Source organism: Bradyrhizobium sp. AZCC 1693 (assembly GCF_036924745.1).
Lineage (GTDB): Bacteria > Pseudomonadota > Alphaproteobacteria > Rhizobiales > Xanthobacteraceae > Bradyrhizobium.
The window spans coordinates 2,336,771-2,351,213 of sequence record NZ_JAZHSD010000001.1 but is presented as its reverse complement, the minus strand read 5'-3'; the positions used below and the strand labels follow the sequence as shown (position 1 = coordinate 2,351,213).

Below are 14,443 nucleotides of genomic sequence, written 5' to 3'. Positions count from 1 at the left end.
CCCGGATTGCAGGCCGGTTTGGTCCGGCTGCTTTGCAACAGTAGGAACAGGATTTTCCAGCCCGGTAAAGCGAGGGCGGTGCGTGCGCGCGGAAGTGCAGATATGCGTTTTGTAATTCTTGGCCGGGATCGAGGGTCATCAAGGGGAGAATATTGTTGCGGCAAGTGCCGCTTGCCTGAGTGAAAAATATCCGCGCGAGCCGTGTTCGGTGCTGCTGCGTTGCGAAAACATCACAGCGGCGGTCCAACCGAAGCGGCATCACGTTGTTGTCATTCCCGGTAAGGATTTTTGGATTACTTGTTCCACATGCAACTGCATGAATCGCGGGACAGGAGGCTCAAATGATTACGGCGCGAACACTCGTTCTCAGCTCGGCAGCAGGCTTGATGGCCTTGGGCGGGGCACAGGCGGCCGACCTTCCGGTCAAGGCCAAGGCAGTCGAATATGTGAGGGTCTGTTCGCTTTACGGCGCCGGCTTCTTCTACATCCCGGGCACCGACACCTGCATCAAGATCGGCGGCTATCTGCGCGTCGACACCACCTTCAACGGCGGCGCCCACGGCGCGCCGGCCTGGAACAGCGACCTGGGCCAGCAAAACCGCTACCGTGACTACTTCGTTTCCCGTTCGCGTATGGCGCTGACGGTCGATACCCGCACCGCGACCGAGTACGGTGTGGTTCGCACCTTCGGCCAGGGTGACTTCCAGTTCACCAATCTCGGCGGCAGCAGCCGCAACCCAAATCTCCAGGCCACGAACCTCGGCAACAACCCGCAGCTGCTTGACACCGCCGGCAATGGCTATGTTGCGGTCGAATACCTTTTCATCCAGTTCGCCGGCTTCACCTTCGGCAAGTCTTCTTCGGCTTATTCGACGCCGTGGAACGGTTTCCCGGGCAACATCAACTCGAGCCTGCTCGGCGGCAACAACACCGACACCGGCGTCAACAACATCCAGTACACCGCCCAGTTCGGTAACGGCGTATCGGCCTCGATCGGTCTCGACGATCCGACCGTGTGGAACCGCACCGCCGTCTACAATCTGGGCATCCCGTCGGCGATCAGCGTCAACGGAACCGGGTCGAACGCCTATGCCGGCGTGCATACGCCCGACATCGTCGGCAACATCCGGGTCGATCAGGCCTGGGGCTTGTTCCAGCTTTCGGCGGCCGCGCATGAGGTCAACGCTTCGTACAACACGCTGGGCGCGGGCGGCGTCCCGACGGCGCTTTCCGAAATCAGCGGTCATCCCGAAACCAAGTGGGGCGGCTCGGTGATGGCGGCGTTGAACATCAAGAATATTCCGACCGGCCCCGGCGACGACATCAAGGTCGACGTGTCCTATGCCAAGGGCACGACCAAGAACGTGATCGCCACCAGCGGCACTTCGCCGAGCTTTGCAATGTTCGGCGACAGCGGCTTCGGCTACCAGAGCGTCGGCTTCGGTGCGACCACCGATGGCGTCTATATGCCCGGCGCAGGCGGTACCGGCGGCATCGTCCTGACGACGGCCTGGGGCGTCCGCGGTGCGTTCAATCACAACTGGAATCCGTACTGGTCGACCAGCCTGTTCGGCAGCTATTCCGCGGTCCGGTATGACGGCGGTGCCAACGACAATCTGCTCGGTGCCGGAACCACGTCGGCCAAGGGCGCTTACTGCGCCGCCTTCGCCCTCAGCCACCCGGGTCAGGCACTGGCCGGCAACGCTGCGGGCAACTACACCTGTAACCCCGACTTCAACGTCTCGCAGCTCGGCGTCGTTACCCGCTGGACCCCGGTCAAGAACCTGACGTTCTCGGGCGAAGTCCAGTGGTTCCATCTCGATCAGAAGATGTCGGGTAGCTCGGTGTTCGCGGCGACCGCTCCGAAGCCGTCCGCGCTCTACGAGTTCAAGGATCAGGACACCGTCCTGCTTCAGGTCCGCGCTCAGCGTAACTTCTGAGCACGACTTCCGGACCGGGCCGTTGGGCCCGGTCCCCTGTTCAACGCCGCGGCGGGGCGGGGGTAACTACCTCAGAGGTTCGCTTCGCTGCGGCGGCTGAACATCGCGGCCATCAGGCCGAGCATGTGATCCATGAGACGGTGCTTCGCGGCCGCCGATATGTCGGCGATATGCTGCTCCTCGGCCTCCTCGTGCAGGAGCCCGATGTAATTCCCTCCCGTTTCACGCTTCTGCGCTGTCATGTGCCTCACTCCGCAAGACGCCGATCGGGCGACGATGGACGGGCGGTGCGCAATCGATGGTAAATTTTCCGTACCGTATGATTCCGGAGGCGCGGATTTCTTCGACCGCCTTAATCGATCGTTCATTGTGTCCGTCAAGGCCTCTTCAACCGTTCCCGTCTAGAGTTTAACGAATATGGCGCGGGAGAAATCCGGGGAGCGTCGACAGGAGTTTATCTATGCGTCGATTACTGGCACGATTTGTCGACGATGAATGCGGTGCTACCGCCATCGAATATGCCATCATTGCGGGCGGCCTCAGCATCCTGATCGTCACCGCCGTCAGCGGCATCGGCAGCACGCTCAGCACGAAGTTCGACGACGTCAGCTCCTCGCTCAAGTAGCCGGGGTTCAGCGACCCGCACCATGCAGGGAGCCGCTGCTCCGGCCACCGCCGACAGGGGCGGGGCGGCGATTGAAGCGGGCTAGCCTTCGTTCCCGTCCGCATTGAGCGCCCGCATGACAGCGATCCGCGCGAACATCAGCCAGCCGCCGCCGGTCTCCGCCGCATTGATCAGATTCTCGACCGCGACCTGCCAGTGCGCCTGGTGCTGCGCTTCTTCCGATAATCCCATGACATAGTCGGCGGCTTGCTGCAGCGTCGCGAGCCTGCCTCCGCCTTGAAGCGGTATCGGGTCATCGAACGGGGTTGACCAGGGCATCGCGCGCTAGATGATGCTATCGCGCTCCTTGCCCAATCATCCGGCCTTCTTGGTGCGGGCGGCTGATCGCACCGGCTTCTCCGCCTTCTTCGGCGCTTCCTTCACCGTTTCCTTGGCCGTCTCCTTGGCGGCGCGTTTGCCGCCGCCGCTGATCGGCAACAGCATCTCGCGCTGGCCCGCGGCGGCCTTCTTCGGCTTCTTGCCCTTGGCCTTTTCGGTGACCTTGGCGGCAGGGGCGGCCTGCTTTTCGCTGGCGAGGCTGCGCTTGAGCGCATCCATCAGGTTGATGACGTTGCCGGTCGTTTTCGGCGCAGCCTTTGCCGTGGTGCTCAGCCCGTTGCGCTTCTGATTGATCAGGTCGATCAGCGCCTGCTCATAGCGGTCCTCGAACTGCTCGGGCTCGAATGAGCCGGATTTCTGCTCGACGATATGCCTTGCCAGATCAAGCATATCCTTGGTGATCTTCACGTCCTGGATATCCTCGAAATATTCCGTCTCGCTGCGCACCTCGTAGGGGTAGCGCAGCAGCGTTCCCATCAGGCCCTTGTCGAGCGGCTCCAGCGCGATGATGTGCTCGCGGTTGGTCAGCACCACGCGTCCGATCGCGACCTTGTCCATGGTGCGGATGGTTTCGCGGATCACCGCGAATGCATCGTGGCCGACCTTGCCGTCCGGCACGAGGTAGTAGGGCCGGATCACGTAACGGCTGTCGATATCGGCCCTCGGCACGAACTCGTCGATCTCGATGGTGCGGGTCGATTCCAGCGCGAGCTCGTCGAGCTCGTCCTTCGTCACCTCAATGTAGGTGTCGGTGTCGACCTTGTAGCCCTTCATGATGTCGTCGTTGGCGACTTCTTCGCCGGTGTCAGCGTCGACCTTGGCGTATTTGATCCGGTGGCCGGTCTTGCGGTTGATCTGGTTGAAGGAGACCTTCTCGGTGTCCGACGTCGCCGGATACAGGGCGACCGGACAGGTCACGAGCGAGAGGCGCAGAAAACCCTTCCAATTGGCGCGGGGGGCCATGGGCTACTCCGAAAAAAACGCAACAGACGACCGGCAAGAATACCATCGGATGACCCCGTCTCAAACATGCCGGGGCAGGGAATTTCCGAACGGCGTTAACTGTCCGGGCTGACGTCGCACTGCGGCGTTTTGGACGCAGCGATCGCGCGGCCCGGCCCAAAGGGTAGGAACATCACTTGCGACCATGCGTTGCCTTGCCAGGCGGTGTCGGAGCATTCGCTGGCATTACAGGCACTTACTTGACGAGGTCCCCATGGCAACGCAACGACATGGCCAGATCGTCGAAACCCCGACCGAGGCGCGTCAAGCCGAACCCGGCCCGTCGGTGCTCGCGCTCCTGACGGTTTCAACCGGGCTTGCGGTTCTGATCCTCGGCATCGTCTGGTTCGTATTCTTCCGGACGTGAACGGCTGACCGGGCGACCGATCGGGCTTGCGGGCCCCTTGCGGGCGGGCAGCGTGCCGCCTATCCGAAAGCTGTCGGCGCAAGCGACCTTCCGGCTCCACCCTGCCAGACCCTAGCAGACCCTTGGGGCAGGCAATTGGCCATGCTAGGCGTTCGGCTTGTGGCCATGCCCGGCCGCCGAAAAACCTTATAACGAAAAAGTAACATTGCACCGTGCCCCTCGTTCATGGCCCGTTCACGCCGGTGGGCCTCATCTTGAGATCTGATATCGTAGGGCTCATTTTTGGAGGCCAGCTTGCGCCTGCTTGTTGTTGAGGACGATCCGGATCTCAACCGTCAGCTTACGGCGGCTTTGACGGATGCCGGCTATGTGGTCGATCGCGCGTTCGATGGTGAGGAGGGGCATTTCCTCGGTGACAGCGAACCTTATGACGCCGTCGTGCTCGACATCGGGCTGCCCAAGATGGACGGCATCTCGGTCCTGGAGGCGTGGCGCCGTGGCGGCCGCGCGATGCCGGTCCTGATCCTCACCGCGCGCGACCGCTGGAGCGACAAGGTGCAGGGGTTTGACGCCGGCGCCGACGACTACGTCGCCAAGCCGTTTCACCTCGAAGAAGTGCTGGCGCGAATTCGCGCGCTGCTGCGCCGTTCCACCGGTCATGCGCAGTCGGAACTGACCTGCGGCCCGGTGTCGCTGGATACGCGCACGGGCCGCGTCAGCGTCTCCGGCAATCCGATCAAGATGACCTCGCACGAATATCGCCTGCTGGCCTATCTGATGCATCACACCGGGCGCGTGGTGTCGCGCACCGAACTGGTCGAGCATCTCTACGACCAGGACTTCGATCGCGACTCCAACACCATCGAAGTATTCGTCGGCCGCATCCGCAAGAAGCTCGACGTCGACATTATCCAGACCGTGCGCGGGCTCGGCTATCTGCTGACGCCGCCGTCGCCCGGGACTTGATTTGCTCGTTGTTTAATTCGAGCATGACCCCACCCGAAGGCTGGTCTCCATCCTTCGGGTCGAGGCCTTAAAGACATGCTTTTCTGGATCGTGCCCTGATGCGCGGAAGCTCGCTCGCCACGCGCTTGTTCCTGTCGGCGACCGCGTGGGTGGTCGTGATTCTGGTCATAACAGGCGTGATCCTGTCGTCGGTCTATCGCAACGCGACCGAGCGCGCCTTCGACCGCCGTCTCAACCTCTATCTCCGCACCCTGATAGCCGAGGTCGCGACCCCGGACGAGCCGCCCGACCATCAGTTCCAGTCGCTCGGCGAGCCGCTGTTCGAGCTGCCGCTGTCCGGCTGGTACTGGCAGATCGTCCGTACCGACGAGAAGGCCGAGACGCGGGCGTCGCGTTCGCTGTGGGACAAGAAGCTGCCGAAGCTCGAGGAGATCGGCGCGGAACTGACCCCCGCCGGCATCCGTCTCGGTTACGTCGACGGACCCGAGGGCCAGAGCCTGCGGGTCGTCGAGCGGCCGGTCGACCTCGGCGCCGACGGCAAATTCCTGGTCAGCGTCGCCGGCGACGCATCCGAGATTTTCGACGAGATCCGCGCCTTCGACTATTACCTTGGTGGCACCTTCGCAGCGCTCGGTATCGTGCTGCTCCTGACCACGATCTTCCAGGTCCGTTTCGGGCTCGCGCCGCTCAAGCGCATTTCTGAATCGATCGCCGACATCCGCTCCGGCCGCGCCGAACGGCTGGAAGGCGAGTTTCCCGTCGAGATCGCGCCGCTGGCGCGCGAGACCAACGCGCTGATCGACGCCAACCGCGAGATCGTCGAGCGCGCGCGTACCCATGTCGGCAATCTCGCCCACGCCATCAAGACGCCGCTCTCCGTCATCGTCAACGAGGCTTCCGCCCACGCGGTAAATCCCTTTGCCAGTAAGGTCTTGGAGCAGGCCGATGTGATGCGGGATCAAGTGGCGCATCATCTGGAACGGGCGCGCATCGCCGCGCGCGTCACCATCGTCGGCACCGTCACCGAGGTCGCGCCCGCCATCGAGGCGCTGCGGCGGACCATGGAAAAGATCCATCGGGATCGCAGCGTCACCATCGCGGCGAAGGCCGACCCTCAAGCCAGGTTCCGCGGCGAGCGCCAGGACCTCGAGGAGATGGCCGGCAATCTGGTCGACAACGCCTGCAAATGGGCGGCCTCGCAGGTCCTCATCGAGGTGAGGGTGGAGCCGCCGTCGGAGCCCCGTGCCGGGCCGCGGCTCCGGATCATTGTCGATGACGATGGCCGCGGATTGTCCGCCGCCGAGCGCGCACAGGTGTCCCGGCGCGGCCAGCGCCTGGACGAGTCCAAGCCGGGGTCCGGGCTCGGGCTTTCGATCGTGGTAGATCTCGCCGGCCTCTATGGCGGCAGCCTTGTCCTGGGCGACGCCCCGATCGGCGGGTTGCGGGCGGAACTGGTGTTGCCGGGGGTCTGAACGCCCGTCCGCCGATTACCTGGCGATTACTTCGGGTTGAGCGGGCGGTACCTGGCAATGCCCGGGGTTGATTTCGTTATTCCTAAACGACTTCTTAACGCGCTCACTTCTAAGATTGGCGGTGGACGCGCTTTGCCGTCCGCATGACACACGCATATCCACACCAGGCGAATGAGCCAGACATCGACCGAGCGGCTGAGGGACTATCTCGCCCAGCTCCCGCCCCAATCGCAGGCGCTGCTGATGCGGGAGTTCGAGCGCGCCATTGAGCGCGGGGAGGACATCGCCGTCGCCAATTTCGTGCTCGAGCAACTTCGCAAGGTCGTGCGCGGAACCGAGGAAGACGACGAGGCGCGTCCGCGGACCGACGATCCGGCGCGACTACTGTTTGGTCCACTCGAGCCTTTTCTCGTCGAGAGCAATTTTCCCATCAGGGCCGGGCAGATCCGGCGTGCATCGCTGCTGCCGATCTGGCAATGGCTGGGCCGGGACGGGGCGCCTGAGGCCGCGCGCGCATTCGAAACCGCGCTCGCCGAGATCAGGCAGAGTGGCAGCAACGCCGGCCTCGAGGGCGCGACCCGCAAGTTCCAGCTCGCCGCAGCCGACGCGATCATCAAGATCACCACGCCGGTCCCGGGCGACGACAGGCAGCGGTCGCTCGCCCGTATCGGTCCGCCCAATGTCGTCGAGGACCTGTTGTCGATCGGAGGCGTGCTGCGGGCGCGCGAGACGCTCGAGACGCTCGGCAGCCGGATGCCTGGCCAGATGCGGGTCTTTTCGGAATCCCAGATCGCCTCGGTGGGTTCGGCGCTCAACGTTCCCTCGTTGCAGACGCCGCAATTGCTGCCGTTCGCGCTATCGCTGATCATGCAGCGGCTGGCGCAGCCGTGGCAGATCATACGTCTCGCGATCAAAATGGCGGCATCCGATGACGAGATCCGCGTGGCCGCCACGCCCTACGGCATCGCCGTCACGATCGCGCTGCACGATCTCTCGTTCCTCACGGCCTGCCTGCGCACGGACATCAGGCGCAGCCATTTCGACAATGTCGGCGAGCAACTGAAAATCCTGCACGATGGCGTGCGTGGGCTGCGCACCGAGCTCGACCTGCGCAACGATTCCGCGTGGGGCCGCCAGCTCACCGCGATCCGCGCCGATATTTCCAATTCACTGCAGTCGGAGATCGAGAGCGTGCCCGGCCGGGTCCGCCGCATCCTGCGTCAGCGCGCCGACAAGGATATCGCTGCCTCGCCGAAAATCGACGCCTCGGAGGTCGAAGAGATCGCCGCCCTGATCGACTTCGTGGCGGTGTGCCGCACCTATGCCAGCGAACTCGCCATCAACGAGGTCACGCTGCGGACCTATTCCGACCTGCAGCATTACGTCGAGCGATCCACCGAGGCCCTGGTGCAGGCGCTGCGCGGCGGCGACCCCAAGGCGCGCGCCTACCGCCAGATGCAGGCCCAGGCGGCGATCCGCTTCTGCGAAATCCTGTTCGGCCATGACTATGCGTCGCTGATGAGCCGGGCGGCCGACAATGCCATGACCGGCGAGCGCAAAGCGACCAAGGCGAGCTAGCGACCCGTTTCGATCCTGCGCGTCATGCCTTGCGCCGATCCTTGGCATCGCGAAGGAATTCGGCGAAGGCCTTGATGGTTACATCGGAAACGTGATGCTCGATGCCCTCGGCGTCAGCTTCCGCGGCTTCTTGCGGAACGCCCAGCGCCAGCAGGACGTTCACCACCAGGCGGTGACGGGCGCGGACTCGCTTGGCGAGGGTCTCGCCCTTTTCGGTCAGGAACACCCCGCGATAGGGGCGGGCCGTCACCAGGTCTTCACGCTTCAACCGCGCGATGGTGTCGATTGCCGTCGGATGCGATACGCCCAGCCTGCGTGCGATGTCGGTCGGGCGCGCCTCGCCGGTCGTTCCGAGTAGATCCGAAATCAGTTCGACATAGTCTTCCAGAACCGCGGTCGACCGCGCCGATCGCGCCTTGCCAAAGCGGCGCGCCTGCGTCTGTTCCGCGGGCAGCGGCTGCATCGGTTTGGCCCGATCTGTCGAGGGCTTGCGCACCACTGAACCTTCCAGGCGAATCCATCCAGACGAGGCGCGACCATGGCGTGGTGCCGACTACATTGCAAGTTGGCGGCTTGTCGCCGATCCGCAACATTCCTGCGCCGGGCATTTGCGACTCGTTCGCAGCATCTTGACAGTTAACGGTCCAGCATTAACATGTAGCCTTACCTACGTTTTGGTGTCGCGGCTTATCCGGTGCCGTTGCTGAAGCGCGATTGGCTGGGGATGAATATGCGCGCGACGCGAATGGCCTTTGTGGGCACATCGGCACTGGCAGTGGTTTGTTTGAGCCACGCCGCAGCGCTCGCGCAAACGGTACCGCCTGCGCCGTCGGCGCCTCAGGCCGCGCCTCCTGCCGAACCACCGGCTCCCGCACCACCCCCGGCAGCCGGACAAGCCCCGGCGGCAGAGCCTGGTCCATCGCAGGCAGCGCCTGCGCCGGCCACGGCGGAAATCGACATGCCGCAAGTGACCGTGGAGGGCCGCCAGCCCAAACCCGCACGCCGGGCCGCGCGCGGCGAGCCGAGCCGGCCTTCGACGACGGTCGCAGCGCCGCTGCCAGGGCCAACGCCCGCAGTCGCGCCGACATCGCCTTTCAATCCGCCATTCGCGCCGCTGTCGACGATCGGGAGCAACCAGATTCAGTCCGGCAGCAGCAACGGCGGATTTGGCAGCCTGTTCACCAACATGCCGGGTGCTACTTCCGCAGGCCTTGCCACGGAATCGTCACGCCCCGTTCTGCGCGGTTTGACGGATGCAAAGGTCCGCATCCAGGAGAACGGCGTCGGCGCGGTCGACGTGTCGGATATCGCGCAAGACCACGCGGTGCCGATCGACCCTCTCGCCATCCAGAAGGCTGACGTTGTTCGCGGACCGGGCGCGCTCCGCTTCGGTTCGCAAGCCGTCGGAGGCGTCGTCGACGTCAACAACAACCGGATTCCGACCGCCGTTCCGATAGGAGGACTGGCCGCAGAACTGAGGTCGGGTGTAACCAGCGTCAACAGGGGATGGGAGAGCGGGCTCCTGCTGGATGCGGGCGGCCGCAACGCCGCCGTTCACGCCGACATCTACGGGCGATCCTCCGGCGATTACAGCGTCCCGAGTTATCCATATCTCGTACCGCCAATCCCCGCGCCTGCCTTCAACGGCAAGCAGCCGAATTCGGCCTCGCAGAGTGCGGGCGCGGCGGTCGGCGGCTCCTGGCTTTTCGACGGCGGCTATGCCGGCATCGCCGTCTCGCGCTTCACCAGCGACTACTACGTCCCCGGTATTGCGACCGCGGCCGCCCGCCAGCATAACGACCTCGAGCAAACCAAGATCAGTTCCAAAGGCGAGTATCGTCCGGATGCGAGCGCGCTGGCGGCCGTCAGGTACTGGACCGGATATTCGGAGTACCGGCACGACGAGACGGTGCTCGCCACGACCGGATTCCAGGAGATTACTGCCACTTTCAAGAACAGGCAGACCGAGGGTAAGCTCGAGTTCGAGTTCGCACCGTTCGCTACGCCGTTAGGTCCGCTGACCAGCATTGTCGGCGCGCAGGGCGCCTACCAGCAACTGGATACGGCGGGTCAGGCGATCTTGCTTCCGGCCCAGACAAGGACGGCGGCGGCGTACTTCCTCAATGAAGTCAGGCACACGGATACGCTGCGCACCCAATTGGCGGGACGCATCGAGGGGGTCGATGTCGCGGGAACGGCGTTCACCTTCCCGCCGAATTTTCTCCCGCCGCCGGATGAGCCGGGCAGGGCCGCCGCCAAGCTCGACTTCCTACCCAAGAGCATCAGTTTCGGCATCATCAAGGATCTTCCATCCTCGCTGGTCGGAAGCCTGACGCTGCAACGTATCGAGCGGGCGCCGCGCGCCCTCGAACTCTTCGCCCAAGGTCCCGATGGTTCGGAGAAGACGTTCAAGATCGGCAACGCGAACCTCGGAATTGAAACCGCACAGACGGCGGAAATCGGCCTGAAACGCACCGATGGCGTTTTCCGGTTCGCCGCGAATGCCTACTACACGGCGTACAACAAGTTCATTTTCTCGCGCGCCACGGGCGTCATCTGTCAGGAAACGTTTGCTTCCTGCGGAACCGGCACCGATTACATCCAGGTCAATTACGATCAGCGCGACGCAACCTTCCGCGGCGGCGAACTGGCCTGGCAATGGGACGCCGCGCAACTCGCCAACGGCACGTTCGGCATTGATGGCCAATATGATGTGGTGCGGGCGACGTTTACCGACGGCAGCAACGTGCCACGCATTCCTCCGATGCGTCTCGGCGGCGGCGTCTACTGGCGCAATGACAACTGGTTTGTGCGCGCCGGCTGGCTACATGCATTTGCGCAGAATGACATTCCGCAGTTCGACACGATGACCCCCGGATACGATCTGGTCAAGGTGCAGGTCGAACACCGGAAGTTCTGGAAGGACTCGCCGTGGGGTGCGGTCGAGGTCGCGACCGGGCTGATCGGCGACAATTTGCTCAACGCCAACATTCGTAACTCCGTTCAATTCCACAAGGACGAGATCCTGCAGCCCGGGCGAGGCTTCAAGCTGTTCCTCAACGTCAAATACGGCGTCGACCGGCCGAGCGGACCGCCTGGCACCTGGATCGGTGCGGCGAAACGGCCGGCTGCCAACGACTACTACAAGAGCCCGCCGCTGGATGCCGTGGCCTGGAACTGGGCGGGCGCCTATGCCGGCGGCAACGTCGGATATTTGAGGGGTGAGGGGGTCACCAACGCGGCGTTCAATCACGCGGTAACTGCTGCGTCGCTTTCCGGAGCCCGCCTGTCGTCCACGCACGACACCGCGAGCTTTGGCGTTCAGTCCGGCTATAACTGGACATCGGGCCGCCTCTTGGCAGGCGTCGAGGGAGATTTTGAATACCGCGATCAGCGCGGACGCAGCGCCACCGTTTGCCCCGGCAATATCTGCAACGCGGCGCTGGCTCCGCTGGATGCAACTGTAAGGGCAAACCTCGACTATCATTTGGGGTGGGTGGCCTCGGTCCGCGGTCGCGTCGGAATGCTGGTGACGCCGGACCTGCTTGCCTACGTCACCGCGGGCGTTCCGTTTGGTAAGGTAACGACGGCAACTTCCGTCGCAGGTTTCGATAATGCGGGTGTCGCGACCACGGCGTCGCTGGATCGGCACTTGTATCGCGTCGGCTGGGCCGTGGGCGCCGGTGTCGAGACGCGGCTGACTGGTAACTGGACCGCAAAGCTCGAATATCTTCACATGGATTTCGGTTCGGTGCGTTCGACGCCGCCTACGGCTGCCAATACGGCGGTGGCGTTCGATGCCAACACGCGGGTGACCAGCGACGGGGTCAAGGTCGGCGTGAACTACAGGTTCGGCGGCGGCACAATCGTCGTGGATTAACCCTCGAACCCCGCCAAGGCGGGGTCGCGACAAGGCTGCGGTCAGCCCCGGCCCGCAGGGCGTCCCATCTATTTTACGGTGAAACGGATCGGTTGCCGCACGACGACCAATTCGCCGGGAAAGGTTGCAGGTGGCGCAGGGAAGGGCTGCGCGCGCTTGAGGAGCGCGATGGCTTCCTCGTCAAGGGCGTTGGAGCCCGAACTTTGAATCACGCGCGCGTTGATAACCATTCCCTTGCGATCGAGCGTAAAGGATACTTGCGCCGTCCCTTGCTCGCGCCGCGACCGCGCCGCCTCCGGATATCGCTTGTTCTTTTCAACCAGGGCGAGGACCCGGGTTCGCCATGTCACCACGGCCTCCGAATTTTTGTCATTCGGCACACCCTGGGTCGGCGCCACGGCTACCGGTGCGATCCGATCGGTGATTGCAGGTGGTGCTGAGGTCGTGGCGGCCGCGGCCTGCTGCTGTGGCATCACGTCCGGATGCGGCTTGGCCTGCAGCGCCACCGCTGCGTCGGGATCGGGAGCGGACGGCAGATCAGGTGTTTCATCTGGCGGCGTCTCGTTGGGCTTTGCCACCGGTTGCGCCTCCGACATCACCTGTTCCGGACCGGGCGCAATATCGGTTGGTGTGGACGAGGGCGCTGCGGCCAACGGCGCCAGATCGACCACGATCGCGCCCGAAGGTTCGGCAGCCGCGGTATCATCCGCGTGGCGCCAGGTGGCGAGCGTGGCGGTCAATCCGGCATAGACGCTCAGCACCGCGAGGCTGCTGAACATCCATCGCCGCAGGTCTGAACGATCTTCGGCCGCAAGCTCGATCATAGCGGTGAGGCTTGCTCCATTCCGACCAAGGCGACCTTCAGGTAGCCGGCGGCGCGCAGCAAGTTCATGACCTGCATCACCTCGCCATACGGGACGAGCTTGTCCGCGCGCAGGAAAATGCGGGTATCCTTCTGGCCGTTGGTGCTCGCGTCGAGCACGCCGGGCAGCGCGCCGCGGCCCACGGTTTCGTTGCCGACGGAGAGCGACAGGTCCGGCTTGACCGTCAGATAGACCGGCTTGTCGGGTCGCGGCTGCGGCTGCGCGTTCGACGCCGGAAGATCGACGGCGATATCGACGGTCGCAAGCGGGGCTGCGACCATGAAGATGATGAGCAGAACGAGAATGACGTCGATGAACGGCGTCACGTTGATCTCATGGACCTCGGAGAGATCGCCATTGCCCTGGTTCAGACTGGCGGCCATGGCTGCTACTCCGCCGCTGCGAGGTGCCGTCGCACAAGCATGGTGCCGCTGTCGAGGTCGCGCCCGACCAGCCGCCCGATTTCCGCGGAGCCGTCTCCGAGCAGCGCCCGGTAAGAAGCGATCTGGCGCGCGAACAGGTTGTAGACCACGACCGCGGGGATCGCAGCCACCAGTCCCAGCGCCGTCGCCAGCAACGCCTCGGCTATGCCGGGCGCAACCACGGCGAGGTTGGTGGTTTGCGACTTCGAGATGCCGATAAAGCTGTTCATGATCCCCCAGACCGTACCGAACAGTCCGACAAAGGGACCGGTCGACCCGATGGTGGCAAGCACGCCGGTGCCGAAGGCGATCCGCCTGCTTGCCGCCGCCTCGATCTGCTGCAGCCGGGAGGCGATCCTCACCTTGATTCCTTCCTTGTCCATGCGGTCGGTGCTCAATCTGAGTTCGGTCATGGCGCCCTCGATCAATTGGGCAACCGTGCCGTCGGGGACCTGCCGCACGGCGTCGTCGACGCTACGGGCGCTGGCGAGTTCGCGCAAAGCGCTTCGGGCACTCCGCCGCGCCTTGATCAGCTCGATCGTCTTCGCCAGCCATACCGTCCATGTCACGGCGGTCGCAAACACCAGACCGATCATCACCGCTTTGACGACGATATCGGCCTGCATGAACATGCCCCAGGGACTGAGATCCCGGGGGAGCATCGCGGCTGCGACCGCGGTCCGGTCCGTTGCGTCCTGGGCCGAGGCTGGAAAGCACTGCAGCAATAACGGAAATGAAAGAAGCGGAGCGCCGCGACGAATTTCGCGTCGAAATGCTTTCCAGGCTCGCATCAGATTTACCTCTGAGGGGAATTAACGTCTTGGCCTCATTTTGTAGCATCACCTACGTCTTGGTGTAAATACTAACAGGGCGCGCTGCCCTTCCGTGTATGCTGGTTCCGATGCAATTTAAGCGATGGGACCTGCGGCGAAGCGGGCCAGACCGAGGAT

At 63.8% G+C, this 14,443-nt stretch carries 14 protein-coding genes; 7 read left to right on the top strand and 7 right to left on the bottom strand.

Translation table 11 applies throughout. The features are described 5' to 3' along the window. Positions 1 to 341: 341 nt before the first annotated feature. Positions 342 to 1,940, top strand: coding sequence for a porin (locus tag V1293_RS11485; protein ID WP_334509481.1), 1,599 nt, complete (start codon positions 342 to 344; stop codon positions 1,938 to 1,940). Between the two features lie 71 nt (positions 1,941 to 2,011). Here V1293_RS11485 and V1293_RS11480 read toward each other — a convergent pair whose 3' ends face one another. Further along, positions 2,012 to 2,182 carry a hypothetical protein gene (locus tag V1293_RS11480; protein ID WP_334509478.1) on the bottom strand — a complete coding sequence of 57 codons (171 nt, stop codon included), beginning with the start codon at positions 2,180 to 2,182 and terminating at the stop codon, positions 2,012 to 2,014. 218 nt (positions 2,183 to 2,400) lie between these two features. On the opposite strand from V1293_RS11480, the gene V1293_RS11475 reads away from it, so the two are divergent. Continuing rightward, complete coding sequence (locus tag V1293_RS11475; RefSeq protein ID WP_334509476.1) at positions 2,401 to 2,565, top strand: Flp family type IVb pilin; 165 nt, start codon at positions 2,401 to 2,403, stop codon at positions 2,563 to 2,565. A gap of 81 nt (positions 2,566 to 2,646) precedes the next feature. On the opposite strand, the gene V1293_RS11470 is transcribed toward V1293_RS11475, so the two are convergent. Further along, positions 2,647 to 2,883 carry a hypothetical protein gene (locus tag V1293_RS11470; protein WP_334509474.1) on the bottom strand — a complete coding sequence of 79 codons (237 nt, stop codon included), beginning with the start codon at positions 2,881 to 2,883 and terminating at the stop codon, positions 2,647 to 2,649. A 36-nt stretch (positions 2,884 to 2,919) separates the two neighbouring features. Continuing rightward, entirely contained in the window at positions 2,920 to 3,906 is a 987-nt protein-coding gene (ku, locus tag V1293_RS11465; RefSeq protein ID WP_334509472.1) for a non-homologous end joining protein Ku, read from the bottom strand. Positions 3,907 to 4,159: 253 nt separating this feature from the next. Between ku and V1293_RS11460 the strand changes: the two genes are divergently transcribed. The 4 genes from V1293_RS11460 (at position 4,160) to V1293_RS11445 (ending at position 8,328) form a co-directional block, all read left to right on the top strand. After that, positions 4,160 to 4,312: a hypothetical protein gene (locus tag V1293_RS11460; protein ID WP_190241678.1), complete on the top strand. Its 153-nt coding sequence runs from the start codon at positions 4,160 to 4,162 to the stop codon at positions 4,310 to 4,312. A 294-nt stretch (positions 4,313 to 4,606) separates the two neighbouring features. Further along, entirely contained in the window at positions 4,607 to 5,278 is a 672-nt protein-coding gene (locus V1293_RS11455; protein WP_334509470.1) for a response regulator transcription factor, read from the top strand. A gap of 98 nt (positions 5,279 to 5,376) precedes the next feature. Continuing rightward, positions 5,377 to 6,750, top strand: a complete 1,374-nt coding sequence (locus V1293_RS11450) for a sensor histidine kinase (RefSeq protein ID WP_334509468.1) — start codon at positions 5,377 to 5,379, stop codon at positions 6,748 to 6,750. A 171-nt stretch (positions 6,751 to 6,921) separates the two neighbouring features. Beyond that, on the top strand, positions 6,922 to 8,328 hold the full coding sequence (locus tag V1293_RS11445) for a hypothetical protein (protein ID WP_334509466.1): 1,407 nt from the start codon (positions 6,922 to 6,924) through the stop codon (positions 8,326 to 8,328). A 22-nt stretch (positions 8,329 to 8,350) separates the two neighbouring features. Here V1293_RS11445 and mntR read toward each other — a convergent pair whose 3' ends face one another. Next, on the bottom strand, positions 8,351 to 8,824 hold the full coding sequence (mntR, locus tag V1293_RS11440) for a manganese-binding transcriptional regulator MntR (protein WP_334516700.1): 474 nt from the start codon (positions 8,822 to 8,824) through the stop codon (positions 8,351 to 8,353). 462 nt (positions 8,825 to 9,286) lie between these two features. Between mntR and V1293_RS11435 the strand changes: the two genes are divergently transcribed. Further along, entirely contained in the window at positions 9,287 to 12,208 is a 2,922-nt protein-coding gene (locus tag V1293_RS11435) for a TonB-dependent receptor domain-containing protein (protein ID WP_334509464.1), read from the top strand. Positions 12,209 to 12,276: 68 nt separating this feature from the next. Here V1293_RS11435 and V1293_RS11430 read toward each other — a convergent pair whose 3' ends face one another. The 3 genes from V1293_RS11430 to exbB are packed head-to-tail and all read right to left on the bottom strand — an operon-like array spanning position 12,277 to position 14,155. After that, positions 12,277 to 13,032, bottom strand: a complete 756-nt coding sequence (locus tag V1293_RS11430) for an energy transducer TonB (protein WP_334509462.1) — start codon at positions 13,030 to 13,032, stop codon at positions 12,277 to 12,279. Then, on the bottom strand, positions 13,029 to 13,454 hold the full coding sequence (gene exbD / locus V1293_RS11425; RefSeq protein ID WP_334509460.1) for a TonB system transport protein ExbD: 426 nt from the start codon (positions 13,452 to 13,454) through the stop codon (positions 13,029 to 13,031). Before exbD ends, V1293_RS11430 begins: the two co-directional genes overlap by 4 nt. 5 nt (positions 13,455 to 13,459) lie before the next feature. Beyond that, positions 13,460 to 14,155: a tonB-system energizer ExbB gene (gene exbB, locus V1293_RS11420; protein WP_334509458.1), complete on the bottom strand. Its 696-nt coding sequence runs from the start codon at positions 14,153 to 14,155 to the stop codon at positions 13,460 to 13,462. Positions 14,156 to 14,443: the final 288 nt, after the last annotated feature.

Bases quoted from the DNA above. Each gene is read 5' to 3' on its own strand.
- V1293_RS11460 (WP_190241678.1), top strand. From the start codon at position 4,160: ATGGCAACGCAACGACATGGCCAGATCGTCGAAACCCCGACCGAGGCG.
- V1293_RS11470 (WP_334509474.1), bottom strand. From the start codon at position 2,883: ATGCCCTGGTCAACCCCGTTCGATGACCCGATACCGCTTCAAGGCGGA.
- V1293_RS11485 (WP_334509481.1), top strand. From the start codon at position 342: ATGATTACGGCGCGAACACTCGTTCTCAGCTCGGCAGCAGGCTTGATG.
- V1293_RS11475 (WP_334509476.1), top strand. From the start codon at position 2,401: ATGCGTCGATTACTGGCACGATTTGTCGACGATGAATGCGGTGCTACC.
- exbB (WP_334509458.1), bottom strand. From the start codon at position 14,155: ATGCTCCCCCGGGATCTCAGTCCCTGGGGCATGTTCATGCAGGCCGAT.
- exbD (WP_334509460.1), bottom strand. From the start codon at position 13,454: ATGGCCGCCAGTCTGAACCAGGGCAATGGCGATCTCTCCGAGGTCCAT.
- V1293_RS11445 (WP_334509466.1), top strand. From the start codon at position 6,922: ATGAGCCAGACATCGACCGAGCGGCTGAGGGACTATCTCGCCCAGCTC.
- V1293_RS11480 (WP_334509478.1), bottom strand. From the start codon at position 2,182: ATGACAGCGCAGAAGCGTGAAACGGGAGGGAATTACATCGGGCTCCTG.
- V1293_RS11435 (WP_334509464.1), top strand. From the start codon at position 9,287: ATGCCGCAAGTGACCGTGGAGGGCCGCCAGCCCAAACCCGCACGCCGG.
- V1293_RS11450 (WP_334509468.1), top strand. From the start codon at position 5,377: ATGCGCGGAAGCTCGCTCGCCACGCGCTTGTTCCTGTCGGCGACCGCG.
- ku (WP_334509472.1), bottom strand. From the start codon at position 3,906: ATGGCCCCCCGCGCCAATTGGAAGGGTTTTCTGCGCCTCTCGCTCGTG.
- V1293_RS11430 (WP_334509462.1), bottom strand. From the start codon at position 13,032: ATGATCGAGCTTGCGGCCGAAGATCGTTCAGACCTGCGGCGATGGATG.